This window comes from Neobacillus endophyticus (assembly GCF_013248975.1).
In the GTDB taxonomy this organism is placed as follows: domain Bacteria; phylum Bacillota; class Bacilli; order Bacillales; family Cytobacillaceae; genus Neobacillus; species Neobacillus endophyticus.
In genome coordinates, this window is the sequence record NZ_JABRWH010000001.1 from 770,705 (window position 1) to 796,698 (window position 25,994).

Annotated in this window: 28 protein-coding genes and 3 pseudogenes; 14 read left to right on the plus strand and 17 right to left on the minus strand. The window is 32.8% G+C overall.

Features of this window, described 5'->3' with window-relative positions; genetic code table 11:
* Nucleotides 1-106: 106 nt before the first annotated feature.
* Nucleotides 107-661 carry a hypothetical protein gene (locus HPT25_RS03840; protein ID WP_173060177.1) on the minus strand — a complete coding sequence of 185 codons (555 nt, stop codon included), beginning with the start codon at nt 659-661 and terminating at the stop codon, nt 107-109.
* A 393-nt stretch (nt 662-1,054) separates the two neighbouring features.
* Here HPT25_RS03840 and HPT25_RS03845 point away from each other — a divergent pair, with 393 nt between their 5' ends.
* Together HPT25_RS03845 and HPT25_RS03850 are read left to right on the plus strand one after the other, a co-directional pair.
* On the plus strand, nt 1,055-1,438 hold the full coding sequence (locus HPT25_RS03845; protein WP_217269614.1) for a poly(ADP-ribose) polymerase family protein: 384 nt from the start codon (nt 1,055-1,057) through the stop codon (nt 1,436-1,438).
* A gap of 23 nt (nt 1,439-1,461) precedes the next feature.
* Complete coding sequence (locus tag HPT25_RS03850) at nt 1,462-3,198, plus strand: hypothetical protein (RefSeq protein WP_173060183.1); 1,737 nt, start codon at nt 1,462-1,464, stop codon at nt 3,196-3,198.
* Nucleotides 3,199-3,285: 87 nt separating this feature from the next.
* Here the strand turns inward: HPT25_RS03850 and HPT25_RS03855 are convergent, their stop codons facing one another.
* From HPT25_RS03855 to HPT25_RS03865, 3 genes are all read right to left on the minus strand, one after another.
* Nucleotides 3,286-3,738: a hypothetical protein gene (locus HPT25_RS03855; protein WP_173060186.1), complete on the minus strand. Its 453-nt coding sequence runs from the start codon at nt 3,736-3,738 to the stop codon at nt 3,286-3,288.
* Between the two features lie 232 nt (nt 3,739-3,970).
* On the minus strand, nt 3,971-4,486 hold the full coding sequence (locus HPT25_RS03860) for a YozF family protein (RefSeq protein ID WP_173060189.1): 516 nt from the start codon (nt 4,484-4,486) through the stop codon (nt 3,971-3,973).
* A 233-nt stretch (nt 4,487-4,719) separates the two neighbouring features.
* Nucleotides 4,720-4,992, minus strand: coding sequence for a DUF4190 domain-containing protein (locus tag HPT25_RS03865; RefSeq protein ID WP_173060192.1), 273 nt, complete (start codon nt 4,990-4,992; stop codon nt 4,720-4,722).
* Between the two features lie 195 nt (nt 4,993-5,187).
* Between HPT25_RS03865 and HPT25_RS03870 the strand changes: the two genes are divergently transcribed.
* Nucleotides 5,188-5,367, plus strand: a complete 180-nt coding sequence (locus HPT25_RS03870) for a hypothetical protein (RefSeq protein ID WP_173060195.1) — start codon at nt 5,188-5,190, stop codon at nt 5,365-5,367.
* Between the two features lie 170 nt (nt 5,368-5,537).
* On the opposite strand, the gene HPT25_RS03875 is transcribed toward HPT25_RS03870, so the two are convergent.
* Complete coding sequence (locus HPT25_RS03875; RefSeq protein ID WP_173060198.1) at nt 5,538-5,984, minus strand: DUF3888 domain-containing protein; 447 nt, start codon at nt 5,982-5,984, stop codon at nt 5,538-5,540.
* A 233-nt stretch (nt 5,985-6,217) separates the two neighbouring features.
* On the opposite strand from HPT25_RS03875, the gene HPT25_RS28240 reads away from it, so the two are divergent.
* Complete coding sequence (locus HPT25_RS28240) at nt 6,218-6,400, plus strand: hypothetical protein (protein ID WP_217269615.1); 183 nt, start codon at nt 6,218-6,220, stop codon at nt 6,398-6,400.
* 115 nt (nt 6,401-6,515) lie between these two features.
* Here the strand turns inward: HPT25_RS28240 and HPT25_RS03880 are convergent, their stop codons facing one another.
* On the minus strand, nt 6,516-6,854 hold the full coding sequence (locus tag HPT25_RS03880) for a YqzG/YhdC family protein (RefSeq protein ID WP_246277130.1): 339 nt from the start codon (nt 6,852-6,854) through the stop codon (nt 6,516-6,518).
* A 199-nt stretch (nt 6,855-7,053) separates the two neighbouring features.
* Here HPT25_RS03880 and HPT25_RS03885 point away from each other — a divergent pair, with 199 nt between their 5' ends.
* The 7 genes and pseudogenes from HPT25_RS03885 (at nt 7,054) to HPT25_RS03910 (ending at nt 11,692) form a co-directional block, all read left to right on the plus strand.
* Nucleotides 7,054-7,443 (plus strand): hypothetical protein, encoded by a 390-nt coding sequence (locus tag HPT25_RS03885; RefSeq protein WP_246277131.1) that lies wholly within the window; start codon nt 7,054-7,056, stop codon nt 7,441-7,443.
* A 158-nt stretch (nt 7,444-7,601) separates the two neighbouring features.
* Nucleotides 7,602-8,033 (plus strand): HTH domain-containing protein, encoded by a 432-nt coding sequence (locus tag HPT25_RS03890; RefSeq protein ID WP_173060201.1) that lies wholly within the window; start codon nt 7,602-7,604, stop codon nt 8,031-8,033.
* A gap of 123 nt (nt 8,034-8,156) precedes the next feature.
* Entirely contained in the window at nt 8,157-8,948 is a 792-nt protein-coding gene (locus HPT25_RS03895; protein ID WP_173060204.1) for a phosphotransferase, read from the plus strand.
* 187 nt (nt 8,949-9,135) lie between these two features.
* Complete coding sequence (locus tag HPT25_RS28245) at nt 9,136-9,339, plus strand: hypothetical protein (RefSeq protein WP_217269616.1); 204 nt, start codon at nt 9,136-9,138, stop codon at nt 9,337-9,339.
* Between the two features lie 337 nt (nt 9,340-9,676).
* Complete coding sequence (locus tag HPT25_RS03900; protein ID WP_173060207.1) at nt 9,677-10,030, plus strand: DUF6054 family protein; 354 nt, start codon at nt 9,677-9,679, stop codon at nt 10,028-10,030.
* 213 nt (nt 10,031-10,243) lie between these two features.
* Entirely contained in the window at nt 10,244-10,546 is a 303-nt protein-coding gene (locus tag HPT25_RS03905; RefSeq protein WP_173060210.1) for a hypothetical protein, read from the plus strand.
* A 161-nt stretch (nt 10,547-10,707) separates the two neighbouring features.
* Nucleotides 10,708-11,692, plus strand: a pseudogene (locus HPT25_RS03910) (IS1595 family transposase).
* Between the two features lie 17 nt (nt 11,693-11,709).
* Here the strand turns inward: HPT25_RS03910 and HPT25_RS03915 are convergent.
* Nucleotides 11,710-12,168 (minus strand): hypothetical protein, encoded by a 459-nt coding sequence (locus tag HPT25_RS03915; protein ID WP_173060213.1) that lies wholly within the window; start codon nt 12,166-12,168, stop codon nt 11,710-11,712.
* 181 nt (nt 12,169-12,349) lie between these two features.
* Here HPT25_RS03915 and HPT25_RS03920 point away from each other — a divergent pair, with 181 nt between their 5' ends.
* From HPT25_RS03920 to HPT25_RS03930, 3 genes are all read left to right on the plus strand, one after another.
* Nucleotides 12,350-12,748 carry a hypothetical protein gene (locus tag HPT25_RS03920; protein ID WP_173060216.1) on the plus strand — a complete coding sequence of 133 codons (399 nt, stop codon included), beginning with the start codon at nt 12,350-12,352 and terminating at the stop codon, nt 12,746-12,748.
* Nucleotides 12,749-12,903: 155 nt separating this feature from the next.
* A complete protein-coding gene (locus tag HPT25_RS03925; RefSeq protein ID WP_173060219.1) occupies nt 12,904-13,578 on the plus strand; it encodes a VanZ family protein in 675 nt (224 codons plus the stop codon).
* A gap of 116 nt (nt 13,579-13,694) precedes the next feature.
* Nucleotides 13,695-13,889, plus strand: coding sequence for a DUF4083 family protein (locus HPT25_RS03930; RefSeq protein WP_173060223.1), 195 nt, complete (start codon nt 13,695-13,697; stop codon nt 13,887-13,889).
* A gap of 112 nt (nt 13,890-14,001) precedes the next feature.
* Here the strand turns inward: HPT25_RS03930 and HPT25_RS28585 are convergent.
* The 10 genes and pseudogenes from HPT25_RS28585 to HPT25_RS03975 form a co-directional block, all read right to left on the minus strand.
* Nucleotides 14,002-14,147 (minus strand): annotated as a pseudogene (locus HPT25_RS28585) (IS1595 family transposase); the annotation flags it as partial.
* 544 nt (nt 14,148-14,691) lie between these two features.
* A complete protein-coding gene (locus HPT25_RS03935; protein WP_173060226.1) occupies nt 14,692-15,147 on the minus strand; it encodes a YoqH family protein in 456 nt (151 codons plus the stop codon).
* A gap of 315 nt (nt 15,148-15,462) precedes the next feature.
* Complete coding sequence (locus HPT25_RS03940; protein WP_173060229.1) at nt 15,463-16,008, minus strand: GNAT family N-acetyltransferase; 546 nt, start codon at nt 16,006-16,008, stop codon at nt 15,463-15,465.
* Between the two features lie 327 nt (nt 16,009-16,335).
* Complete coding sequence (locus tag HPT25_RS03945; RefSeq protein WP_173060232.1) at nt 16,336-17,364, minus strand: hypothetical protein; 1,029 nt, start codon at nt 17,362-17,364, stop codon at nt 16,336-16,338.
* Between the two features lie 75 nt (nt 17,365-17,439).
* Nucleotides 17,440-17,910 (minus strand): helix-turn-helix domain-containing protein, encoded by a 471-nt coding sequence (locus HPT25_RS03950; RefSeq protein ID WP_173060235.1) that lies wholly within the window; start codon nt 17,908-17,910, stop codon nt 17,440-17,442.
* 1,380 nt (nt 17,911-19,290) lie between these two features.
* Nucleotides 19,291-19,504 (minus strand): annotated as a pseudogene (locus HPT25_RS03955) (IS1595 family transposase); the annotation flags it as partial.
* 273 nt (nt 19,505-19,777) lie between these two features.
* Entirely contained in the window at nt 19,778-20,656 is an 879-nt protein-coding gene (locus tag HPT25_RS03960) for a phosphoribosyltransferase (RefSeq protein ID WP_173060238.1), read from the minus strand.
* Nucleotides 20,657-20,764: 108 nt separating this feature from the next.
* Nucleotides 20,765-22,528, minus strand: coding sequence for a sensor histidine kinase (locus tag HPT25_RS03965; RefSeq protein ID WP_173060241.1), 1,764 nt, complete (start codon nt 22,526-22,528; stop codon nt 20,765-20,767).
* Between the two features lie 95 nt (nt 22,529-22,623).
* Complete coding sequence (locus tag HPT25_RS03970) at nt 22,624-23,289, minus strand: response regulator transcription factor (protein ID WP_173060244.1); 666 nt, start codon at nt 23,287-23,289, stop codon at nt 22,624-22,626.
* Between the two features lie 343 nt (nt 23,290-23,632).
* On the minus strand, nt 23,633-25,936 hold the full coding sequence (locus HPT25_RS03975; RefSeq protein WP_173060247.1) for an EAL domain-containing protein: 2,304 nt from the start codon (nt 25,934-25,936) through the stop codon (nt 23,633-23,635).
* Nucleotides 25,937-25,994 lie beyond the last annotated feature (58 nt).

A 25,994-nucleotide genomic window follows, 5' to 3' on the forward strand; every position in this document is an offset into this window, starting at 1 on the left:
CCTTCCTGTTTTTGGATATGATAGGGTTTTGATATAAAATTTGATACAGAAACTATTAGGTTTTCTTCATTTGGACAAAAGTAGGAAAGGTATTTTAATGACAGTTTTATAGGTTGATAGGGTTCTTGGCTTTGAATTCAGCAATGATTTCATTGAGTAGTTGGTTTTTTCTTTTCTTGTGATAAACACCGTATAGCTTCAAATACATATCTAATTCAGGTTCAAGGGCTATCGTTTGCTGAATCCCACCGTTTTTTAGGCTCCAGGCGAGGTACTGCCCTTCTTCCCCTTGTTTAGTAACCTTTTCCTTTCTAACCGCAACTGTTTTTTCCACTGCCCCTTTCTCAGTTATATCCGTATCTTCTTTTTTGTGCTTACTTGAATAACATTGCATACAGTAGGTATCAAAGTATTCTCGTTCTTTCCCAGCATTACACAGCTTATAGGTTTCGTTTATATCCACCCACTCTCCGTTCTCAAGCCTGTAAACAGGATGCCAGTGATTGCAGGAAGAACAGAATATTTGTAGCTCCTTTACATCCTCCGCATACCGATGGTTTATAACAGTCTTCCCCCTTTTTTTCAAGGAAAGTTGATACGGAAAAGGAAGAAGTGCGATACCTTCAATGAGAATATCTTTATCTTTCAGTTTTAAATCCAATATTTTCCACCTCTTTCCATAATTGGTCTTATATTATAGTTTCCTGGATTAGATATATTCCTAAACCAGTGATTCATTGAATGTCAAGTCTGTTGAATCCCAATTTTATTGAAACAACAATACCCCAAATTCCCAAATTGATATTTTCTGAAATACTATTTCTTTCTTTTAAATTGAAATGGTATGAACATTTTCGTACTTTATACGTAATTGCTCCGAACAATTGCGTAATTTACAAAGTGGAATTAAGAAGTGCTATGAATTCTTTCATACCTTTTTCATACTTTTTAAGCACATATTGCAAAAACTTTATGTAACAAACGCTATTTGGACTGATAAATTTGAATATAAAATCAGAATACAAAAGGCATAAACATATTTGTTATTCGTTTAATGGAGCGAATTAGTGAAGAAATGGATATTCTCAAATTCTATGAAGATGCCCTTCGTATGAGAGGCGTATTGTACGATGTAGGCAATATTGACATACAGTATCAGTTCCTAAATTCCAATATTGGAATTATTAACTTAAATAGTGACAAATATAGGAAATTGGTGCATTATGTAAATAGTTTAGAAAGCCATCATCTTAGTGTAACCCTTCAAGTAAAGCAGAATTTTACAGTAGAACAGAAAAATGCTCCTGCTTTTGATGAACATTACGGTAATGTGAAGCGACTATTTCATGGGAGCCGTTCTGCCAATCTACCAGGAAGTCTTTCTACTAATCTGCGTTTAAAAAAGATAAGGGGCCACCCCTTCTTTTACATCAAATAGGAGAATATAAGGAGAATAAACATATGTTATTTTGGACAGGTTGTTTCGTTTTTTTCTTTTTGCTTGCTACACCAACCTTTTGGAAATGGGCAAATAAAAGGAAGAAGAAAAAATGGATAGGCTTTTGGCAGTTAGGCAAAGCGGGTCTTGCCTTAATTTTTGGATTTTGGATTGGGTATTTATCTTTAGCTGACCACAATATTTCTGCTCTTGTTTCAAAACTTATTCCAATTTATCTCATCATACTAATCACAGATGCTTTTTTATGGTCCAGCTTTAGGGAGAAGAATAAAAAGGAAAAAGAAACAAAAAAGGAAACTAAAAAAGAAGAAAAGAATTCAATATGGTTTGGTATTGGAGTGCTTTTGGCACTTACATGGATATTTATGACTTGCATTTTTCCACTCACTATCAAAAAAGATTTATATAATTTAGTCCATGTTCAAACCAATCAAAGCAAAATGCAAGTTATGGATATTAAACATATTCCGACAGTCCCAATTGAATCGGCTTTTTATAAAGCTGAAAAACTAATTGGTGGCATTCCGAATTCTTCTTACTATAAATTAGGGGATTTGACCAGACAAAAAATAAATGGAGAAGAATATTGGGTAGCTCCTATTGAATTTAAAGGGTTCTTTCAAAGCCTAAAAGCAAAAACTACACCAGGATATATCAAAGTATCAGCCGAACGGCAAGATGATGAAGGAACATTGGTGGACAGTTATCATATGAAGTATGTGCCTTCAGCTTATTTTGGAAATTCTATGGCACGAAAGATAAGAGAGAAATACCCACATGATATTTTGTTCGGAGAAGGCTTTGAGCCAAATGACCAAGGAACACCTTATTATGTTGTAGCTGTGGGACACTATGCGAAATATCGAAGCGGAGAAGTGGTTGACGGAGCTGTTTTGGTAAATCCACAAACAGGAGAAATGCAAAAATATACTATTAAAAACATGCCTTCTTTTGTGGACTATGTGATTCCATCAAGTGTGGCATCTAATTATAACGAATATCAAGCCAAATATAAGCATGGTTTTTGGAATACATTATTCGGCAAACAAGATATCAGTGATGTAACACAATGGAGTTCAGGAGAAGAAGTGTTAGGAGTTTATGGGGCAGATGGACACATGTATTGGTTTACTGACCATACAAACCCTGGTAGCACTTCAATGGTTGGCTATACCTTGATGGATGGACGAACAGGTCAGTTTACTTATTACACAGGCTCTAAAGGTTTTGCTGATGGTAAGGCAAGTTTAAATGCTGTTCATAATACCTTTAAGAAAGACCAGTGGACAGGAACCAATCCGATTCTTTACAACATCTATGGAACTGAAACTTGGTACATTCCAGTAATTGATTCCAACGGACTGTTGAGAAAAATAGCGATGGTAAACGCTCAAAACCCACAAATTGTTGCCTATGGGGATACAAAACAGGAAGCGTTGGATGGCTATAAACTATTATTGGCAACAGCAAACAACCAAAACAATGCCATTCCAACAGATAAATCTGACTTAAAAGAAATCACTGGTAAAGTTCTTCGAGTCAGCACGACCACCATGAATGGTGAAAATGTCATACAGGTCCTGTTGGAAAATAGCGACAAGGTATTCAATATTAATCCGCAACAAGCCGTTTATGCTTCTTTTATTAAAGAAGGAGATGTACTAAAAATGTCTTATTCGGATACAGGAGAAACAATGATTTCAACAGAAACAGTCTATAATGAAACCTTGAAACGATAATGGAGGGGGAGTTTAAAACTCCCTTTCTTATTGGAATAAAATGAGCAAAAAATTAGGAAGTCAGAGTATTTTGACTTCCACTTTTTATTAATTTGCCCCTTTTACAAGACCTAATTCGACCAAATCTTTACCCATTTTTTCTACTTTACTCGTTACTTTCCAAACTTGGCTTGTTTTATCATAAGATAAGATTAAAAGATTGTTCATTCCACTTAATCGCTTCTCTAACACATATCCTTTATTATTCGATTTATCAATGTAAAATAGCGGACTGCAATCCATAAGATTCTGTTCTTTCGCTATATCCCTCAAAATATTTGTTAAAGATTTACCTCCATTGGTTAAATTCCCATCATTTGATGCGAATGCTCTGGTATCATAAAAGTCAAACCCTTTCAAGTTTAGGCTATGAGAATTTATGAAGTCTTTTGTTATGATATTTATGAACTTTTGTTCCTTTTCCGTCAATGTTGCTTTAGCATTGGCAGTATTAAATATTAAAGAAAACATAACTACTATCAATAAGGAAACCTTTTTCATTTATCCCATCCTCCTTGTGAATTAAAATCCCTCTAAAATGCATTTGTTATGAGATTTTTTCTTGTAAATAAGAATTTATTTTTTGTATGATACTTTAAAAAGAATCGCCGTTTTGTTTTGTACATATGAATAAATGTTCTTACGAACGGTGCGCTTTAGCTTCTCAACAAAAGATTGTTTTCAGAAGTTTTTTATAGCAAAAGCCTCTCATTAAACTGGGAGGCTTCAATAATTAATCTTGTTTAAATATAAAGGTTTGTTTAAACTTGCGTGCTTCAAACTTCTTTCCATTCTTCTTTTGTTCATATGGTTTTTCTTTCCAAGTAATAACAACTTCTATAATTTTTGCCTTAGAATAGACAGGTAAGTTTTTATGGTGAAACGAGGCTAAAGTGCTTCCCATATTTTCGCTGGAAGCCATATTTCCACTGGATGCTGTCTTTTTACTGTAATCTCTATATATATTGGAAGTTAGCCAATACAATGTATGAGAATTTGGTTCATCTCTATACACCTCAAAAACTGGGTCAAAAACCTTTTCTCCGATGTTTTTAATATCTAAGCTATACACATTAAAAACATCTTTTTGAGGTTTTAAACTATCTGTATCAGGTTTCCCAAGTGTTACTTTCCAATGGTCAGAAGTTTTTGTTATTGGGAGGTTTTTAGTCGTTTCAGCATAAACTGAGAAGGAACTAACCATTAGAAATGTTATAGTGGTAATCATAAATAGCGGAATGTTTTTCATTATTATTTCCCCCAAACAATATAATTTCTTATTAATCTCCCCTTTAGAACAGCTACAATACACACTTATTTTGAATTGACCTTATTCGACAAACTAAGCAGGAAAGTTCAATAAGATTTCATAAAAATATCCACTAATCCTCAAATAGTTTGGTAATATATGGGTGTTTTAAGTAAACACATAAAAAAAAGCACTCATTGTGCTTTTTTAGCTATTTATTTTTTAATCCTACTTTAGTTAGTTATATAACTGGATACTGGGACAAGGGCAACATAACCAAGAACCAGTAGAATTTGCATAATAATTCCAACAATACTACATATTAACCCTGCGGTTGCTAATCCTCTACCATTTTCATTTGTTTGATTAATCTGTTTTACTGATTTTCTTGAAAATACTATTCCAATAATACCTAAGATAATACCAATAAAAGGAATAAATAATGATAAAATCCCGACTGTTAAAGAAACTACTGAACTATTGTTTGTTTGATTTTTTTCAGACATTCTCTTCCCCCTTTTTGATAATTTTACCATTTTTATTTTAAAATAAAAGACTTTAAGCACTAAAATAGGGCTATTCAAAAATTTGGAAAGGATAGCAATTTGATGTGCAAGTAACTGGAATTTTAATGTAAGAAGGAAAGTAAAAGATGTGTGTGGAATAATTTAAAGTAAATCTTGCTTTTAGGTGGGTTCTGTATGAGTTGGAAAAATATAATTTGGTATTGTGTAATTGCAATAGTTACCTTTATTATTATCTGTTTATTTAAAGGTAATTTTAAGTGGTTAGAGTGGGACAATTTTCTCCCCGCAGTTGGAGGGTTAATTGGTGTAACTATCGCTTCTTATAAAAAGAAAAGCACATATAACAAAACATAATAGGAAACTTTACACTGTTTCAACAAAAAGATAGGTTATAGGTCCATTGAAATTTGTGAAATTATATACTTAAAATGTTTGCTTATGTTAAAAATGGAGATGGCTTTGGCGGCCCTTCCTATTCGACAAACGAAGTAATAAGGAAAATAAAAAAACCACCTAAAGGTGGCTCATTTTATCATCTCCTGCCCTTGCCATTGTTCATATTTGATTAAGGTAACTTTCATATCTGGATTTTTTACTTTATATCTATCCTTTGTAAACATGTTAGGGATATCAATTCTAATATCAATATCATCTAATAATTCCTTATCGTTTTTATCATCATAGACTCTAACAAATATATTCATTTCATACCAATTTTCAGAAGGCTTTTTGGTATGGTCAGCAATTAACGCAACCTTTGCTACTTTACTAATTTGCCAAATCTTTTCATGACCGTATTTATCAGAAATTATCTTATTTAGTTCAGGTTTCAGCATTTCCATTAGTACGTCCTCTGAAGTAGCATACACTTCCTTTTTTATCCTTCCTGATTCTGTAACCTCAGCATTTGCTAAATTACTTGTAGCGAAGACCAAAAAAGTCGTGAAAGCCAACACAACAATTTTTCTCATGGAACACCTCAATGTTTTTTGTCGTGATTATTTTTCTCATAATAGGCTAAAAGCATGTATTATTTATAGATTCAAAAAATTCTTATTGTAGAAACTGGTACTTGAGTTGAACATTGGGCTTGCTTCAGCAATCTCATATATTATTCAACAAACGGGTTACTTTAATGAAGAATTAAAATAAATGGTTATAAAACATTTGGTGGAATAAAATGTAAGTGGGAGGAGTGTTTTATTTGTATGTAATTTGTTTTTTTGTTATTTTGATTCTCAGCATCATTGGATTTGCTTTAACAATCGACTTAAGGCGTAAGAAGAACAATAATAACCTCCATATTCCAACCAATCCTAACGCTAAGCCTGGGGACTGTTCAAACTATATGATGGGAGATAACAGATATACTGGTGGGGGACAATAGCAACTGAATTCTTATTGAATAAATAGTGATTGAGTTACTCATTGGGGTTGCTTCGGCAATCCTATTTCTTATTCAACAAACGGTGCAGATAAGGGAACAAAATTTCGTTTGTTTTCTATGTGGTTTCTCTAAATTTAACGTCTATTATTTGTTCTGTTTTATTATCAAATATTATATTGACAAATACACCGAATTCTTTGTTTTTTTCCTTTAACCATAATTTGAATTTTTCTACTGATGTATTATCCCCTTTGCTCCTTCCAATATGGAGGTAATCAATAATTTTCGCTTGAGGATACTGTTCCATTGTCTTTTGCATAGCGATTTGACCCCATTTAGCATATGAGGGAATAGGTTTTTGTTGTGCATAAGTTGTATTGGTAAAATTATTTAGAAATAAATTATTATAAACGATAGTTACTGTACTTAATAAACAAATAAACAGTTTTTTCAATCAATATCCCTCATTTTTATTTTCTTTAACCTTTGCAGTTTTTAATAATTTTATGTGAATTGGAGGATATTTTTTGAAAACTAACTCCGTTAATTCAAGAAAAATTGATATCTCTTTTCTATTCGGGGGAAATTAGAAAAGAGGTGAATTTATTTTGAAAACTTTGAGTTTGTTTTTCTTTATCATACTCTTTTTTAATTTGGAGTCATTTGAAGTCCACGCACAACCTAAAGAATGTCCTGTGTTAAGTGAATTAGAGCAAACATCTATCAAGGATAGAAAAGAGGTTATTGAAGCATTAAATACTTTAATACCAAAAACTTATGGAACTGGAATAGATGATTTTCCTGACATATACACAAAATGGAATTTAGTGACCGCCAAGCCTTTTCCTAAAACAGTTAGTAATAAAGAAGAAAAAGACTATTTTGGAATGGCAAAGACCTTTTGTGGCAAGGAAATTGCTGAAAAGTCATGGCTTGTACGCTTAGATTTTCCAAAAGCACCTGGAGCTAACTTAGCCCAGAGTCAAATATTTTTAGCAAAAAGTAAGGAAAAAGGATGGTTTGTTTGGTTTCGGTATCATTAATTTCACACATTTCTTGTTAAGCTAACGAGCGCATTCCTTCAAAAAGGAATGCTTTTTTCTTATTGAAGTAACAGATGCAGGTTACTTTAAGAAGGAATTTAAACAATTGGTATTGAACTACTGACAAATAAACATATATTTACAGGAGGATTTAATTAATGGATATAAAAAGTGGTGACCTAAGAGATAGTTTAAAAGTCATTCTTGAGGATTATAAAATAACCCCCTACACTTTTGGTTTAATTAGTGGCCTTGATGAAAAAACAGTTCTGAATTTTTCAAATCATAAAACTGATTTAGCTCATTTACCTCACGAAATGACAGGGCATATTGGGTCAATAATTGCCTTATTATCAGACGGAATGGCACTCGTGACAGCAGATGAAAGAGTCAAAGCAATCATTGAAATTTTAAATGAAAACTTTCAAATTTCATCGAAGACACTGGCTTTATATGCAAAAATAGAAGAGAAAGATGTAGATGAATTTATGCGAGATTTCGATTCTTTGACATTTGAAAAACGCTATCGATTAGCAGTCGTAGTTTTATTTCTTTTCAAATTATTTTCTGATAACAGCCAGAATAAATGAAGTTCAACAAAGCAATTTTTTTGAGTTTGAAGAATTTTGAAGAAATGCTCTTAAAGTAACAAAGTAGAATTGATTTCTTTAAAGAATGTCTAATTTTCCAAATAATGGAGGGGAAATTTTCAAGTGTCAAACTACGAAAACGAAGAATTGCTAACAGGAGGGAACGTCTCAAACGTATATCGTTCAGGAGATACTATTCGAAGAGAACTAAAGCCAGACAGTTCCAAAACTCACAACCTATTGAACCATTTGGAAAACAAAGGTTTCAGTTATGCACCAAAGTTTTTGGGTATAGATGAAAAAGGTAGAGAGGTATTATCATTTATTGAAGGAGAAGCTGGTAATTATCCTTTAAAAGAATACATGTGGTCTGATGATATTTTAAAACAAATAGCAATGATGCTCCGTCTTTATCATGAATCTGTGAGTGATTATTCAATTGAAGAAAGTTGGCAATCAATAGATAACACCCCCCAACCTTTTGAGGTACTATGCCATAATGATTTTGCAATATATAACATTATTTTTAATCATAAGCGAGCGGTAGGTATTATAGATTTTGATGTTGCTGGTCCTGGCCCAAGACTTTGGGACATTGCATATACTCTTTACACCTGTGTCCCTCTAAGTAGGGTTTATCATACTGAAACAGGTGAGGCAGTTTATTATAATTCACTACAGCATGCTGACCGTATAAAACAAAGAATTAAATTATTTTTTGAATCTTACGGTGGAGGAATAGCAAAAGATTATTTAGAGATGGTATTACTACGATTAGAAGGATTATGTAAAACAATTAAAAGAAAAGCCAAAGAAGGCGATATTGCTTTCCAAAAAATGATAAATGAAGGACACCTTGAACATTATCAAAACGATATTCAATTCATTCGTGAATATGGAAAAGAGTGGATTTAAGAAGAAGGCTTTGTTTAATTGGGTGCGATTGTTTAATAAGAGCACTCGCTTTTCTCGTTCCGCAAACTGGGCAGGTTACTTTTAAAAAATTCATAAGAATTGAAACTTTATTTCTATAGCAAACATATATATATAAAGGATGGTAATACGATAAAAATGGGGGATTAATACAATGAATATATTTATAATGATTTGGTTGATAATTTCCCTTATGCTTAATATTTATCTTTATTTTCAATTAAAAAGATACCAAGTAAATGACCATGCTTATAAAGCAAAATGGCAAGAAGTAATGGGATTGAACAATCCATTGAATATTATTTTATGGATTATTTTAATATCAAGCATTCTAATAGGTGTACCAGTGACTTTATCACTCCTCTTCAACTAACAAGGGCTTATGTTTAACAATGGATAGCTTCGGCTGTCCTTTTTCGTTGTTGAACTAAAGTGGCAGAATAGCACAGTTAGCATCACAATTAGATGGTATTTTATGGTAAAATAATACTTAGAAATACGTAATCATAGGAGGGGAAGTTTTGAATATCTTAGTTCCGTTATTAATATTCGCTATAATGGTTGGCTTGGGATTCCTATTATTCAGATTTGTTAAAGTGTTTAAGAAATAAAGAAAGATAATACTGACGTTCCCTTTTTAAGTAACGGATGCTTGAGTTTAACAAAAAGTGACTGTTTTGGCAGTATTGTTTTATTGGAGGAGAAATTAATTGAGACAATATTTTGAATTCACTATTGACATAAAGCCTTTTCAAGCAGTTCAACTGATTCTTGAGGACAAAGAGGTAAAATCTGCGTTAATATTTGATGATTACAAAGTTACAGGCGTTAATGAAAAAGAAATTTCAATTTTAGTATTTGAGAAATTTTTCTTGCGTACAGGAAATACAGCTTCGTTAACTGTAACCGTTGATAATTTTGGAGGAGTGACACTTGTAAAGTGTATATCAGCGGGCAATGGAGATGGAATATTAGATATTGATTGGGGAGTGGGAAAAAGTTTTATTAAACTTATAAGAAAAAAGCTGGATTCTCATATTATTGAAATAATGAAAGAGACATAATTTATCAAAAAGGAAAGTTACTTTATGAAGAATTATCCTTCAACTAACAAGTGCTTTTGTTGAAATTCCATTTGTAAAACAGGTGGTTCTTTTCTTGTTGAGCTAACGTGGTTGATTGATTGAAGTAACATTTCTAAAAAACCCCGTATTTATTAAAAAATGATACAATTTCCAAAAAGGTAAAATTTGTATAGCGAGTGAGGGGAGAATATCTTGGCAAGCAAAGATAATATTACAGAAATAATTTTTAACTCTGATAAGTTCGTTGGGGCTAAGATGGGGTTAAGTTTTTTATTTATACTTCTTTTTTTTATCCTACAGAACACTGTTACACATAAAATAATAATAGTAATTGTAATCCAGATTGTTTTAATGGCACTTTTTATATTTATAATTGGAAAAATCTTTTATTATTATAAAAAGAAAAATAAAAAGAAAACTTTTAAAGACTATATTTTATTGATTGCCATAATTATTTTATTGATTTACAATACATTATCCTTTTTCTTCAATTAACGGTTGCATTCCTCCAAAAAAGGGATGCTTTTTTCTTATTGAAGGAACGAAGAAGTTTACTTTAATAAAGGCTCTGTTAAAGGTAATTGTTGATATTTGATACCTCTCCAAATTATTGTTATAATCAAACATAAGAACAAGTATTCGGGGGGGCTGTCAAGGTGAGTAAAGCGTTTAGCAACTTGTTAAAGTACATCGACAATTTACCAATGGGTTAAACGCTATGTTGACCCTTCTTCCTCCGCTGGTGGTCGTTTAATCAATGAATTAAGAGAAACTCGCTTCAGGGAAGGATTTGAGTGTCCTCATTGTTCATCGGAACACGTTGTTCGGTTCGGAAAATATAATGGTCGGCTACGCTATCGCTGTAAATGTTGTAATAAGACCTTCGCTGACACAACCAACACCGTCTTGTACCGTACTCGAAAAGGCAACGAATGGATTACATTCGTTGATTGTATGTTCAAAGGATATTCCCTGCGAAAATCGGCTGAAATCGTAGAGGTTACTTGGGTTACGCTTTTTTATTGGAGACACAAACTGTTAAATGCCATAAAACAATTGGGTATTGTTGAAATGGACGAGACCTATTTCCTATACTCTCAAAAGGGACAACGTGGCATTGCTGACCGTAAACCTTGTAAACGTGGCGGTAAATCCAAGCATAGAGGAATTAGTCACGAACAGGTTTGTGTTCTCGTTGCCAGAGACCGAACAAAAGCAACTGTTTCCAAAGTTGCCTGTATGGGGCGTATTGTAAAGCCGAAAGTTGATGCTTTGATTGGTTCTAAATTGTCCACAGAAAACGTGATTGTAACCGATACTTGGAGGGCTTACAAAACTTATGCAAAAGAAAAAGGTTTAGAGCATTACCGTATTAAATCAGACGGTGACAAACACGTTATCAAGGGCTTGTATCACATCCAAAATGTCAATGGTCTCCATTCCCGTCTAAAACAATGGATAAACCGTTTTAAAGGTGTGGCTTCAAAGTATCTGGACAATTACCTTGCTTGGTTCTTATTTGTCGATAATCGCAGTAACGAAAGCACTAAACAGCATATTAAGGAATTTCTATTAACATCATTTATATTTGAAATGACTGACACATATGATAGTTTGCGACTGTCTAAATTCAAGATATAATCCTTTACGCAATAAAACTATTGCAATTTCCAATCAGGATTAGCAGATTTTATAAAGTTATCAATTTCTTCTGTGCTTAATTTTCCTTTTATAATGTCGTAATATTTCCCGTCTATTTCTAAAGGTTTGGTAAAAGTAATGCCCATTAGTTTTTTATTTCCCATATAAAAATTTGCTTTATGAATCCAACCAGTAAAATCTTTGTGTTTAATTTCTTTTTGAATCTTGTAATTATCTATCATCTTCATAAATCCTTCTATTTTTTGTTTATCAGTGAGAGCAAACGGCTTGTTTCTTCCCCCTCTTCCATCAAAAAAAACTATTTTAGTAACTTCACTATTCTCAATATTTACAATTTGATTTATTTTTACAATTGGATTTATGTTTTCTTCTTTACTTTGTGATTCAGTACAACCCAATAATACAGAACTAACAATTACTGTAATAAGAAGCACTATTGCCAATCTATTTGGCATAAGAAAATCTCCCTCCTTTAAATTTTATCAATTTCTTTATGGATAATAGGGGTAAAAATTCCATATTATACCTTTATTTTTATTATAAATAACAACATTAAAATTTAACAGAGCCTTAATAAATAATAACAAGTTGTTGAATAATAAAGAATAATGTATATATGAGGTGAATTGAATTTTAATGATTAAACAATATCTAATCTTATTGGGGTTTTTATTATTTGCTTTTACTCCTTTAAAAACTGTTAATGCAGAATCTGTTTCAAATATTAAAGAACAGTATTTTAGCACCGAGGATATTGTTAGGGAAATTCTATCTCCAATTATCGATAAAAGGCTGATAAAAGAGTATGGGTACGATGCTTCTACCTGGGTATGGCAACGGATTGTCGGTATAACCTATAACCATAATCATTCTTATGATGTTGCGGTAAGAGTATATATCCCTTTCAATGACAAAGAAGATTTGGTTAAGTTAAGAATTTCCCTATCCTGTGATAGCGAAAAAAATAATGAACTGAAATGTAATCGTGGATTAAACATAGAGATTGTGGAATACAAACATTTATCCCATTTATAAATATTACTCTCAACTTAAGGGGGCGTTAATCGAAGAAAGATTAACGCCTTTTTTGACGTTATTAATTCAAAGGTGGAGGTCATTTCAACTATTGTAAGTTGTACTAATATATGGAATAATTGTTATTATTTTATATATCCTTAAGGAGATAGAACATGAAGAAATACATATTATTAGGGGTTCCTCTTATCTTTTACGGACAAAGTCTTTTAATTTATTTTAGTAATGTGCATCAATTCTTACTTATCATTTTGCAAGTTTTGCTGAATATTGCTATTATCACAGGTTGTATGATTTTCCTATTAAAACGTACAAGGTTACAAAATGTATTTGATTGGATTATTGGTATATGTTTTTCAGTGTATTTTTGCATACTATACCATAATACGGTTGAATTTTTATTTATATTTGATTATGTACATTTCACTTTAAATAACTTAAGAAGCACTATCCACTTCTCTGTGAATTTAATACCCATCAAAGGGATTCTTGATGTACTACATAATAATCCTTCTCCATTATTCCAAATCGTTGGAAATGCTTTTATGCTTACCCCATTTGCATTTGCTCTGCTTTATTTCAAATGGTCAAAGAATAATAAACAAGCTATTTGGTTTTCCTTCTTATGTACAGTTGGAATTGAACTTGTACAGTTCTTACAAAGCATTTTAAGCTCGATGTTTGAGATAGGTATGGGAAGAAGTTCGGATATTGATGATGTCATTTTAAATACATTTGGGGCTGTTGTTGGCGTTGGCTGTTATTATCTATGGGTAAAAATCAAACAATTAGTTAATCAAAAGATAAAAAACTCTGGTGTAACTTTTTAATAGATTGTTACTGGGAACGTCTGTTTTCGTAAAAGTTTGTTGTTTTAAGATATGCAGATTTATAGTCTAACAAGAAAATATTTTAATTACAAAAATCGGAAAGTGAGCGTTGAGAAATGAATGGTTTAATCGTAGCTTCGATAGTCTTTTGGGGTATAGTTATTGCTCTGATAGTCTTATTCGTAGTTTCTTTCACGCTTTTTATACGAAGTTTACTCAACAAGTCTTCTATAAAAAGTAATCATATAGTTGAGATTGAAAAGAAACTTGATAAAATCATAGATATACTTGAAAAACATAAAAATTCCTAATAAAAATTAGGAAGACCTTAACATTTCAACTAAGTTGTGGTTAGATTTTTAGCATCCTTAAACAAGAATTTGTTCAACCTATTTTTCCAATCAGTAAAGATAGTTATCCGAATTTTCCCACCACATTACCATTATGGTCTTGAGCTATAACTACTTCAATTTTGAGGTTTGACATCCTGCTTTTTTGGTCTTTTCCGCCACTTTCTTTCGGCTCTCTATGTGTGTTAATTTCCATTTTCCTTTCATAGACTCTAAAAAAATGTTTCATTCGAAACCGAAACATTTATCTCTATAAACCGTATTAAAGTAAAATGCAGTTTATTATGCAAATGGAATGGCATAAAACTGGATATAAGAAGGGTGTTATGTATGGATAGAATTCAGGATAAACAAGATAAAATTGAATTACCTTTAGTTATTTATGGCTTTCTTGGCGTTTCTTTTGGTGCTTTTATAGGTTTACTAACATATGTAAAAGGCTGGTTATAAATTCATTGCTTCAAAACTGGGATGATGGTTGAACTAACCGAGTAAGTTAGGAGACAAGACCATAGAAATAATGTATTTATGCCTTAATTGAATACTAACCATTTTATATAGGCACTGGATAAAGCTAAGTAGTTCAGTTAATGTGGAGAAAAACTGAAAAAACAAATTGAAGAGTTTTAAAGATAACATAAAAAAACATACCAATTTACAATTGAACTGGGAATTTTTTCACAGTTAAATGAGCAATAGAAATAACAAGCCATTTAACATTAAATATGAATAATAAAAAGGCGTTGCCAATGCAACGCTTCTTTTACGTACAGGTTATTCTCTTTTCGAGTACAACTGGACCAGATTTGTTTGTAGTGGTATTATATGCACGAACTTTAATATGAGTCGGTCTGTATCCAGGCGATATTTCGTCTTCTTTACCTACCCAAATCGTTTCTTCGTGTTCTGTATTTGGGCTAAGTTTGAAAACCCAACTTATCTCTTTCGGGATATAAGCTAATACTTCATAACCATCATACTTCCCAAAGGAAGACGGTTTAGACAAATGTAAGGCGTGGACACTAAGACTTGTCCGATTACCACGAAAATTTATTTTATAATTATAAATCAGTGCTACCCCTCGGGCGTTTCCAGTGACACCTTTTGCAGGATTAAGTATTTCAGTACAAGGAGAGGTAATTCCAGTTTGTGTCTTTCCGAAGGTCATAGAAGGAATGGCAGTTACAACAATAATTACGCAAAGGATAATTTTTTTCATACTTTAAAACCCCTTAATCTTGTTATGTATATGCTTCCTTCTAAACACTAAATTTATTTAAATAAATTATATCTTACAAATTGAGCACAAATAGAAATACATTTAACACTCAAATTAGCAATAGCACATAAATTTAGGTTCTTCGTTCCAATCTTGTGCGAATGCGTATTCTATTTCCAATGCTGAAATAAAACAAACGTTGATATTTCAATAAAAAAGGAGATGCTAAATCGTAAAGATTTACACCTCCAATCGTATTACCATTTAATGTTTTCTCCCTCTGAACCAAACCCGTTAGCCAATTAAAGAGTTTTTTTAATTATTGTTCCAATCCTTTGATAATAAGCTATAAGTAACCAAGTCTTCATAATGGTCATATAGCCATTGTCCATCTCTTTTGATACCTTCTTTAAAAAATCCCAGTCTTTCAGGAATAGCTATACTCTTATGATTATTCAAGGCACATTGAATTTCTACTCTATTGATGTTCAATGTGTCAAAAAGATAGTTCAACAATGATGACACAGACCTTGTTATAATACCTTGACCTTGAACTTTTTCAGATAGAAAATAGCCAATACTTGTTGAACTATTTTTCCACTCTATATAATGAAGTCCAATCATACCAACTAACTTTCCATTATATCTAATTCCTGCATCAAAACCGTTGTTGTCTGCGAAATTTCTTAACCATATCGGAATGATAGGTTCAAAATCTTTCGCCGATTTTCTTTTATCAACCCACAATAACCACTTTCTAAGGTACTCACGATTTGTTTCAATTAATTCGTATAACTCTTCTTTATGGTGTTGTTGCAATAACTCGATAGATATTTCTTCGTCTACTTTGAACGAGAACAATAATAATCCCCCCTCGACAATCTTCAAAATTATACCATAAAATTTCGGAAACCTGGTAAATATTTCTATTTCACTTAAGATAGATTATATCATTAAATCAAAACTTTATCTGCAGAGGCCAATCGTTGTGCAGGCGTACGTTCTTTGCCTGATTTGTAAGTTTCGTAAAAGTTGGAATACGTTCTTTCCAAGTTTCTCCCCTTCCAATAAAGGTAAAAAGACCAAATCATTTTTCGATTTGGTCTTTTATTTACTATGCTATTTTGACTGTTTCTCCGCAAAAGCTGAACTACTTAGGATAAACACAATGCCTTTTCTCTTGCTTATTTACAGACTGTATTCAAATTCTGCTTCCCACATATCCTGTTTCTCTTCCTCCCCATAATAAAGAACATCGTTGCTGAACGTTAATATGAATCTCTCCGCAATCTTTACCAAGCGTTCAACCGTATCCTTTACATCTTCATATGGTCGAAAGCGGTAAGCTATCGTGTGCTTACTATCCAGAAATTCAAGCTCCTCCCCAATTAATTCTCTTGCCTTTTCTTCTCTTTCCTTAATTTTGTAATAGATTGGCGGACTAAACTCTCTAAATGTTAATTTAACGAATGCTCTATGACGCATATCCTCTAATGAAAGAAATAAGGACACACCGCTTTTTCCGAATCCAAATGAAATATACTTGTTATCGAGGTTGCTTTTTCTTCTTTGGAATGGGAAAAAATAAGGTATATGAGCTTCCAATTGGTCTAACAAATAATTATTTGCATCAAGAGGATTAGAGAGATTTCTTTCTACATTATTATCCCTTCTTATTACCAAATTACCCTTAATTGGACTTATTACACTTATATCCTTTAGAAGTGTTATAGGATTTGAAACGGTATTAAGGATATTCAGTTTCTCATATATTTTCAATTTATGTGTTTCCGTATTGAGCTTGTTAATTAGCGGAATCAATTCCTTGTCAATTTGCACAAAGTATATATTTATATCTTTGCCTTCTACTGCATTTCTCAACTGCTGTACATCTTTTCTTCTAAAACCTAATGCCTGATAAACAATTATGCCTGTCTCTATCCTTTCAATGATTTTCAGTAATCGTCTTTGATGGTCATCGTTTGATTTTGTTAGCACATTTTCAATGATGACTTCAACATGTGACTCCTGCTCAAATCCATACATATCCAACATTAGATTCCTTTTCTTTTGATTGTCCTCTTTACTCGTAATATCAAAACTTTTTTCCAGCACAACTTCAGGCAGATTTAGATTTAACTCCTCTCGCATAACAGATAAATTGAGTTTCAACCATACTGAAAAGATATCCTCTTTGATACTTCCATTTTTCGACATAAAATCCCCTCGTTTTACCTTTTTGAAAATAGAAAAAGAGAACCAGCAAAAAGTACACAGTTCTCTTTTCCAACCTTAGTTAATGTTTTTATTTAATGCCTTAAGAAAAATGTCCACTTTGTTTAAAATTCTGACCGAGTCCATATGTTTACTGTGTTCTTTCCACTCACTATCCAGCAATGTCTGTATAAGCGCTAAAAGATTCTCTCTTGCTTCCATTGTAGGCAATTTACCTTTAATCAAATATTCGTTATAAACCAGCACTTCCTGAATACTCTTCCTCGGAAGGTCTTCCTCAATAGGGTCTATATCAATTAAATCCGTTATATTCACATTAAGCGCCCTCGAAAGATTTCGTATAATTGGATAGCTGGGAGCACGTTTAATGCCTTTTTCGAGCTTATGAATGTATCCTGCATCTACTTTTGCTATTTCACCTAATTGCTTTAAAGTAAGGTTTTTCAGTAAACGATAGTTTTTGAGATTCTGTGAAAAAGTTCTTGAAATCTCCCTGTTCCCCTCGACATTAGCAATGTTTCTATTCATATAATTCCTCCTGTTCAATCTGTCTAACTCGTAATCGAATTAGAACTCCCTGTTTTGATAGATTTTCAAAATTGAAACCCTTGTTTTTCTGAACCTTATATTATAGAAGACAAGAGCTGAAAATATAACGGATGCGAACAGGAATGAGAGAGAACCAGAAATTAGGAAAGAAAATTAGATGGCGATATACTGAATATAAGGAAAAAACAATTTTTGAAATAATTTATGTGGGTTAATATATTGAGGTTCTATATGGTGTGATGTTTCAACGGGTATTGTTGAATTAGTAAGTTTTGCCATTATGTAATCCCTCCTTTCCTCTTCCTTTTTTTGTTTTTCTCCTGCCTTTTTCCGCTCTTTTTCTCATACCTTCTTTCTTGAAACCCTCGATTTGACAAGGATTATCGAGATTGTATCATTCGTTTGTTTAACTTTTTTCTGACGTACCAACAGTATGTTTCCCTGCTTTTTCCCATGCTTTTGGACACAAAAAAACGAGGAAAACAGGAGACAATCTCCGATTTTCACTCGTTTTAGGTAAAAATTCATTTGACTGAGAATACATATGATTTGGCTACGGAAGGTTTAGATTTTCCGATAATATAGAAGCATTTTGCGACATACCGATGTATTGTAAAGGGAATAACCCCATACATAATCCTAAAGTTCCTGGAAAAGCAAAAGAACCACCCAAGCCGAACGAAGCGAAGTGGTTCTAATGCTAAACGCAAAAAATAGTTATGGAACCAACCACCTTTGTAGGTAGTTGCCGAAAGACTTGGTGTTCCCGCACCGAGCCTTTTGTTACGATTAGTATAACTCGTTTATACCAAAATTTTCAAATGGAAAGCTACGTATATAGGGGATGATAAAGTACCGATGGATTAGCATGGATTAAAGTATGTATCAGCATACATTGTAATAAGACTTTCCTTATTAGTCCTATTCAAATTTCCGTTTTTACCACACCCATAAATTCCAGACATTATCATCTAATGCTAAAACCTTTTTAAAAAGCTGTACGATTTTGTTTGGATTTCTAATTTATATCTTATTTCATCAGCTTGGCTCATATATTTATTTGTAATAAAGCTGTTGAAAGGGATTGGATATTGTGAAAAAGTATTTCCTATTTGTAATCTTGTTCGGCTTCTTTTTTCCACTTGCTCATAAAATTGCGTTGACCATAATGATGATTATTTACAAGGAAGATACTTATGCACTTATTTCCTATTATCACAAATTTGGATTGCTAAGCATTAGAAACTTAGTAATATCAATGATTGCAGGAATTACAGCGTATTTCTTCACTAATGTTTTCATGGGTTGGGAAAGGAGTAAAAAACAATAATCATCTTTCACTATTTACGCTTATTCCAGTTAAACTATGAGTGATACTAAACGTAAACTGTCATATGTCTGGCATTTCAAATACAAATGATGCTAATCGAAATTCGTTTATATACAGTTTAGTGCTTTCGGCACTACGACTATCGACAAAAAAAGAAGCAAGCAAGATAATTATCCAGATATTTTGTAGCCACACCTTTAAAGCGGATTTTACATTGTTTTAACGGGAATGGAGAGCATTCACAATATTAAATGAAGAATACAACTTGTCAGGTTGTTTTTTCTGAGCAAATAGATAAGAATATCATCGAAAGGCACGATAAAAATGGCAATATGCAAAAAGGAATTTCATTTGAAGATTATATCCTATATCTTGAAGTAACGTTTCAAGTAAATATGTTCTTTTTTGAGCAGAATTCCACAATAAAGAGTTTAAATTCTGTAGCAAAAAAAAGAAAAACCTTGATTGGATTAGTCATTCAATTCATCCTTCAAGATTTTCCTTGGAAGCTACTTTTTAAGAGATTTTTGAAAAGGAAGAGGCTTTGATAGATATCGGTTTACCGTTATTCCACCAGATAACTTCCAAATGTGGAAAATGTTCAGAAATAAAGATAGCTTGTTCGACATCACTTTCTACGTATCGGGTACAACCAATTTCTACCGCCTTCTTTCCCTTCCATAAAGCAATAGATATTGAAGTAGGGTTTAATTCTTCCTTATCCCGAAAATAAACAGGATGCAATAGATTGCTTCGATTTAGCCATGATAGTATTTCTTCCTTGTCCTCTATCGTTGTACCAGTGATGATGACATCCTGACTTCCTAAAACAGACAAAGATGTTGTATTACGGTCATCACCATTTAATCGCCTATCATAATCATATATTGTTCCATATATCTCCCAACCAGTAAATTCATATTCATGGTCTTGTAATAATTCAATAGAAGGAAAGTTAGGATTAAATTTTTCCTTTTCCCAAGGAACTACAAACCGTTCCTTCGGATTGTCCGTACTATAACAAAAAAACTCAGGTTTTGAAGCAGAATACGTATCCTTATAAACGACAAATGACTGTACTTCTAAACCTTGTTCTTCTAAAAAATGACGACTCTCGATTAAAGTCTTTCCCGAACCTGCCATGTCTTCACACAACAAAATCTTTCCCCTTGAAGGAGCAGAACCAATCCAACTAATATGAGATGTTTGCATTTTTCTATTTCTTTCGTATTTCAGATAATAAATCGGAAGTCCTGTTCGTACAGATAAATGAATACCTGGAAAGATTCCTCCCCTTACGATAACCACAAGGGATGAAAAGTTCTCTTGTCGTATGGTTTCAATCATTGCATCAATTCTAAAAGCAATATCGTCATAACTCAAATAAGTAAACATGCTGTTTCTCTCCTCGATGGCCACTCTCATTATTGAACTTTCTCCACTTTAATGTCTGTTAGTGGGGGTATTGAGCTAAACATAAAAGTCAGCCTTGGGACCCTTGACTTAAAAATCAGTTTTAGAAATCTTTGCTATTGGAATTTCTATCGTAAATATTGTCCATTCTTCATCGCTTGTCACAGTAAGGGTTCCTTTGTATTCTTTTATGATTTTTTTGGAACTGGCTAATCCAATTCCGCTCCCTCCTGATTCTTTTTTTGTGCTAAACCCATGTTCAAAAATACGAGAAAGGTGTTCAGGCAGAATAGTGGGACCGTTATTATATAATTTAAATACTATATGTTCATCTTTTATATTTCCTCTTATAATCACTTTTCGATTCGATTCATCGTTAGACATGACCGCATGGAACGCATTATTTAATATGTTTCCAATCACACGTATAAGGTTCATTAATTTCATATCATCCAAGTTGAGGGCTTCCAATTTTTCGAAGTGATGAGAAAACTGAATATGCTTATCCACCGCTTCTGATATTTTGGTTCGGATTAAACCTTTTAATGCTGTTATATTTATCGAAATGTCTTCACCAATCGACACTTGCACTTTGGTTAAATTGCTTATATATTCATCCATATCTTGATATCGTTTCAAATTTAGTAATCCTTGCAACGTGAATAAGTGATGTTTAAAATCATGTTGATGTTCCTGTATGGTGTTAAGCAATTGTTTAATGTTGTCCGAAAAGATAGCTTGTACATTCGCTAATATTAAACTCTGTCTTTTAATATATCTCGTTAACATAACGGTTAATAGAATTCCTATAACGAAGATGATGAAAGTAACCAGTAAAGCCTGAACTTCCTTTTTCCAAAGAGAATCTTTTATTATACTATAATCTGAGGAAATAATCGTAATCATTTTATTTCGTTTAATATTTCCATTAATCTCTAAATTAATAGGCATATAGGTTTTTAATATCTGTTTGTCGTCAATCTTTATAACCTTACTTATCACTCTCTTTGTTTGTATGGCTTCTGTTGAGTATTTCTTATCCAAAGGAGTTTCATAATGAAATTTCCCATCAACAACCATGCGATTACGATAAGCCTTTTCCTGCAAACTCATATCTGATTGTTTTTTATTCATTGTCCCCATTTTATTGTAATTAACTACTCCAATTTCAAGCAATACGGGGTTATTTTTTATGGCTTTTTTAATCGTAGCATCTACCCCTGCTATATTGTTATAATTGACCAACGTGGCATCACTAATAAATGGGTCAATCATATAATCGGTTTTCCCATCAAAATAATATCCCCAATTATATACACGACCTGGATGGTTCGATGAAGTATCAGGCGGTCCCGCCCAGAAATACTTCATCACTTGACCAAAATTAGGTTCCAATTTGATGATTTTTTGTTTTTTTCCCATTACTTGAGAAAACATACCATTCCAATTGTCTCCCCAATCTTTTGTATTTGTTCCCACCTCTTTAGGGTCACTGGATTTCACACAGATAAAGTAATTCTCTTTCTTGTCTTTTACCATAAGAGTGATATCATCCACACCTATTTCTTTCGCAAGCTGAACTAATTGCTCATTGGTTATATCTTTAACATGAGCTGGCAATTTCGCTTCTGTTGCCAATGAAGCCATACGTAAACCTTCAGCAATTTCATTTTCAAATAAACGATTTCCACTATAGTTCGTTTCAAGTGATGATTTAATGTTGGAGACGATATTTGATACTTGCTGTTGTTGGCTTTGAATTAATTCATTCCTTGTTGATAAATAATAGTACAAGTTACTTGAAAGCAAAATAATGACAATAACCGAAAATGTAGCTATAACTATTTTTTTCATATGTCCCTCTCTTATGATGTAATTTCTATATACTCTCAAAAAAAGAGTATCGCATGTTTCTTTTTCTATATAAATTTTGAGGAAAGAGGCATTCACTAAAATAATTCCATCTTTTTAGCTCTTACAGATAAATCATAAGCATTTAATCTTTTAAAATACCATTGCCACCCCAAAACCTTTTTAGATATTTTTTGGAGTTGATTGCTTACGGATTGTTTTTCAACACGCAAGTTTTTTGCTACTTCTTCAATTGAAGAACCTCTATAAATCAATTCAAGTACCCTTTTATCTTTGTCCGTCAATTTAACCATGGCAACTTTTAATGTTTCTCTGTAATCACGAACTATAAATTCTATGACGGTTCCAGCCCAATGTTCATATTCACGGCCTTCATAGACTTCACGAACCCTTTGAGCTATTTCAGAGACTTCTGTCTTAATAACATAGTTTTTTGCTACTCCAAGCCCCAATGTGCTTCTTACTGTATCCTCATCTAATAAAGCGCTCAACATAATGATTTTTGTTTCGGGAATTATCTCTGCTAATGCGATTGCAATTTTTACGCCCGTTTGGTCTTCACCTTTTATCAAGTTAATGTCCAAAAGCAACACATCAGGCTTTAGTTCTACTGCCTTTGCTATCGCCTCTTCTTTTTCACTTGCCCATCCAACAATTTCAATATCTTCTTCCTTTTCAAGAAATGTTTTTTCAAGCAAAAGGAACGCTTCGTTATCTTCTACAACCATAACGCGAATCTTCATATATCATCGCTTCCTTGCAAAAATTTGAACTCTCATTTACTTTATCGTACTAATGGATTATTATGTTAGATTATTCATCATAGTTTTATATTCTAAAACAGAAATTTACTGATAAATATATAAGAAAAAGTGCTTATTTATACAGGACAATAGACTGACTCGCTCTTTAAAACGGTAAGAAACGGATAATATTTTTATCAAACCTGTGACAAATAACCATAAAAACAGACTCGTGCTATTTACCGTAATTGTTTTGAAATAATAGAAATAACGGAATTTCAGAGTTCTTGTAACACTCCTTCTCCCTCTTATACTACAATCGGATGTCCTTTTGATTTTCATATCAGTTTTTCAACCGTTCAGAAATATCTCGTGCCACTACAATGAGATGTTTAATCTCATTATTTTCATCCAATACAGGAGTCGTACAAGACTCCAGATAGACCCAGCCACCATTTGCATGTTGGCATCGAAAGTTCATATAACAAGGTGTTTTGGTTGCAACCATATTTGCATGTTTTTCTTGAATTTGAGAGATATCGTCAGGATGAACAAAGTTAAACGACACTTTTCCTTCATAAAATTCAGGTGAAAGACCTAAAACTCTTTTATGAGACGGTGAAGCATATTGAAACACACCTTTTGTATCTATCACCACAATTAAATCCTGCATGTTTTCTGCAATAAGACGATATTTCCCCTCACTTTGGCGAAGTGCTTCTTCTACCTGTTTTCTTGCTGTAATATCTCGAAAGATTCCTTGAATGGCTGGTTCTCCATCATAAATAATTCCCATTGCTTTACATTCAACAAAAAAGATAGTACCATCTTCCTTAACCATTTTACATTCCAAAATTTCAACTTGATTTTCTTTTCCACTACTTAACCGTTGCATCTGTTGAATAGCATGTTTTAAGGAATCTGTATGAAAAAAATCTAAAGGGGATTTGCCGAATAGTTCTTTTGGTTGATTAAATCCCAAAATTTCTGCTCCAGCTTGGTTAATATATTTTATTTTTCCTTGACTGTGTACAACTATGGGTTCTGGAGAAAGATTTAATAACCTTTCATAACGCTCTTTACTTTCTTCCAATTCTTGCTCCATCTTCTTTTTATCGGTTATGTCACTATATAAAGCCAGAGTCGCAGTACTTCCATTATACGGAATACCGACAGCACCTATCTCTATATCAATCACTTCTCCATCCTTTAGCACCAACTTCACTTCCGTCTTTGGCAACACAGCACCCTTTTCGAGACTAAATATTCTTTGTTTGGAAATCTTATGAAAATCGGGATGAATATAATCATAGACGGACTTTCCTGCTATATTATTTTCTTTTGCAATTTTTAATGCAGATGGATTTGCGTAGAGAATCTTTCCTTCTCGATGGATAACAATTCCTTTTGGTGAATATTCGACTACTTTTCTATATCGCTCTTCACTTTCTTTTCTTTCTGTAACGTCTACACAAGAACCAATGACTTCTATTACCTGCCCACCTCTTCTTATTGGACGTAATGACTCCAGATACCAGATTCCATTGAGTTTTCCTTCGTAATAAACATTTTCTTCCCCTTCCCATGCTCTCTTATAATATTGAAGTTTTCTTTCTGCTTCATCTTTTGGAAGAATATCAAATAATTCTTTCCCAATCAGCTTTTCAGGGGTAAGCCCGATACGATATAGTAATTCACCATCACATAAGGTATGAATAAATTTACCATCTCGTTGAATAAATTTAATTATCATCCCTTGTTGCTGACGTAAAGTATCTCGTAATTCTTGTCGGGCATCTTCTAATTCTTGTTCTAACCATTTTTGCCTACTGATGTTCTGTGGAATTCCTTCCCTTTGAATTATTTGCTGGATATAATTAAATTTCTGAACAAATTCATCAGAAGGCAGTGGTCTGCTAAAAAAGTATCCTTGTCCACTATTACAAAGGTGCTGTTGTAGAAATATTAAATGGTCTTTTGATTCGACCCCTTCCGCAATCACTTCTATCTTTAATTGGTGAGCCATTGCAATAATTGTCTTTACAATAGTGGCATCTTTGGTATCCATCGTACAATTCTGAACAAAACTTCTGTCTATCTTTATGATATCAATGGGGAATTCCTTTAAGTAGGAGAGGGAACTATATCCTGTTCCAAAATCATCTAAACTAATTCGTACACCAAGACGTTTCAAATCTCTTAATATAGGGAGAACTTTCTGAACATCCATCATCATACTCTCAGTAATTTCTAATTCTAAGCATTCAGGGGAAAGTCCTGATTCTTCTATAATATGTTGAACCATTTGAACAAGATTATTTTGATAAAGTTGGCTGGCAGACAAATTAACAGCCATTACTATCGGAGATAGCCCTCCTTCCTGCCAAATCTTGTTTTGCTGACATACAGTACGTAATACCCATTCCCCAATCTGTAAAATCATTCCTGTTTCCTCTGCAAAAGGAATAAATTCACTTGGAGAAACAATCCCTTTCTGTGGGTGTTCCCAACGTATCAATGCCTCAACTCCAAAAATTTCTCCTGAAGTCAAATCAAGTTTTGGTTGATAATGAAGTCTGAACTCATTATTAATAAGAGCTTTCTTTAACAATTCATATGTTAGTAAACTTTCAAAGGTCTGTTCCATTAAAAAAAATTCCCCCGATTTAATATAGAGACTTCAAAACATCTTTGGAACTCAAATA